2 protein-coding genes are annotated in these 2,044 nt (G+C 72.9%); both read right to left on the reverse strand.

The genetic code is table 11. The features are described 5' to 3' along the window. Window positions 1-80 precede the first annotated feature (80 nt). Window positions 81-989: a DUF5926 family protein gene (locus G6018_RS14125; protein ID WP_182617326.1), complete on the reverse strand. Its 909-nt coding sequence runs from the start codon at window positions 987-989 to the stop codon at window positions 81-83. A 100-nt stretch (window positions 990-1,089) separates the two neighbouring features. Next, window positions 1,090-1,902 carry a glycerophosphodiester phosphodiesterase family protein gene (locus tag G6018_RS14130; protein ID WP_182639950.1) on the reverse strand — a complete coding sequence of 271 codons (813 nt, stop codon included), beginning with the start codon at window positions 1,900-1,902 and terminating at the stop codon, window positions 1,090-1,092. Window positions 1,903-2,044 lie beyond the last annotated feature (142 nt).

The raw sequence follows: 2,044 nt of genomic DNA on the forward strand, positions 1-2,044 counted from the left end.
CCACACGTCCGGCCGGCGACCCGGTGGTCGCCCGAGGGGATACTAGAGGCCCGTGGGCCCCGTCGGGGGCCGGTGCCGGGTCAGCGCAGGGTGACCTGACGTGCCCTCAGGCCGTCGCGCGACGCGCGCTCGTCGGAGCTGAGCGGACCGTCCTTCGCCAGGGCCTCGCCCAGTCGCGCGTCGAGCTCCAGCAGTCCCGGCGCCCACTCCTGATGGTGCATCTCCGGGTCCAGGTCGAACACCGGCACGAGCAGCCCGTGGGTACGGAACGACCCGGCGAACCGGGACCCCTCGCCCAGGTGGAGGCCGCCGGCGGAGTGCACGCGCGCGAGTGCCTCGAACAGCGCATCCTCGTCCTCCGGGCGCACCCAGCGGACGTGGGCCTTCTCGCCCGCGTCGACCCACCAGGCCGCCTCGATGCCGTCGGCCGCGACCCTGGCGGAGGGCATCATGACCTCGTTGGCGTTCTTGATGGCCTGGGCGATCTCCGGCCTGACCTGGGCGCCCTCGGCGAGCCACCAGGAGAAGTCGCCGTGCACCGCGATCTCGAGCGGGGCGTCGGCGACCACGACGTCCTCCAACGCCGGGGTGGACTCGTCCGGGTGGGAGGACGTCAGGGTCTCCCCTCCCCCGGCACGCGAGGCCCAGTCCACCGCGTAGGCCAGGTCGGCCGCCGGATCGGGTCCGTGGACCTGCACCTGGAGACCCACCATGGCCTCACCGCCCAGCTCGTCGTCGCGCACCAGGCCGGCGATGGCCCCCGGCAGGACGGTCGCCAGGATGATCTCCCGCTTCTCGGCGGTGGTGGTGAGTCGCGCGGTCGCCGACGGCACGAACTCGCGCATCGCGACCATGTCGCACTCACCGGCGAACCCGGCGAACGGCCGGGGTTCCGTGCTCAGTTCCTCACGCTCGGCCGCGCGAGCGGCGATCTTGGCCTGGCGGTTGCCGCCGGACTTGGGCTCATTATGGCGCTGACGTCTACCCACGGGCACCACGATACGGTGCGCCCGCGCGGCCCGCCCCCGGACATCGCACTCTGGTGCCGTCATCGCACGGGGGCCCAGGATCGGGCCGGGCGTGGCGGGGTCAGTCGCGACGCGTGGGCCCGTCCAGGACGCCCCGGGCCCGTGTCGGGACGTTGGTGGCCACCCACTCCACGCCCAGGTCGCGGCACAGGAGCATGTCCGCCGGGTCGTCGACGGTCCAGCAGTAGGTCCCCATCCCCCGCGACCTCCAGTACTCGACCAACCACGGCCGCGCCCGGAGCGCGCCGATGCTCGGGCCCATCAACTGGGCGCCGAACCCCTCGGCCGGCCACGACTTGAGGACGTTGCCGCGCTCGCGGAGCTGCACGGTCGGCACCTGCGGGGCCAGTTGCCTGAACCGTCGCACCGCCATCACGGAGAAGCTCATCATGAGCGCGCGGGACTCGGCGTGCGAGGCGGGCCGGTCCAGACCGAAGTACCTCAGCTCGTCCCGGAGCGCGACCTCGACGCGGCCGCCGGTGGGCACCGGGTGCTTGGTCTCCAGGAACAGCTTCACGTGCGGGTACGCCTCGGCCATCACCAGGAGACTGCGCAGCGTGAGGAGTGGTTCGGGCCGGCGGTGCACCGGATGCCAGGAGCCCAGGTCGAGGGCGGACAGCTCGTCCAGGGTGCTGGAGTGGACCCAGACGTCGCGGTCCGCCACGCGCGCGGTCCGGGGATCGTGCAGGAGCACCGGGACACCGTCGGAGGTGAGCCGCACATCCACCTCGAGCGCCTCTGCGCCCTGCTCGAGGGCCTTCTCGTAGGCGACGAGCGTGAGTTCGGGGAACTCGGCCGAGGCCCCTCTGTGGGCGACGACCCCGCTCCCGGTGGACACCGTGGACCGCAGATGTGTGGTCGCGGGGACCGTCACGTCTCACTCCTCTCGAGCCGGGGACGTCTCCACGATGCCCCGCGGGAGAAGCCGCCGGGTGAACCGCGGGGAAGGCTCATCGAAACTCCGCATGACGGTCCGGGTCTCACGCGCCGCCCACACCGCGGCGGCCGCCGCGAGC

Origin of the sequence: Dietzia sp. DQ11-44 (assembly GCF_014145205.1) — a bacterium.
In the GTDB taxonomy this organism is placed as follows: domain Bacteria; phylum Actinomycetota; class Actinomycetes; order Mycobacteriales; family Mycobacteriaceae; genus Dietzia; species Dietzia natronolimnaea.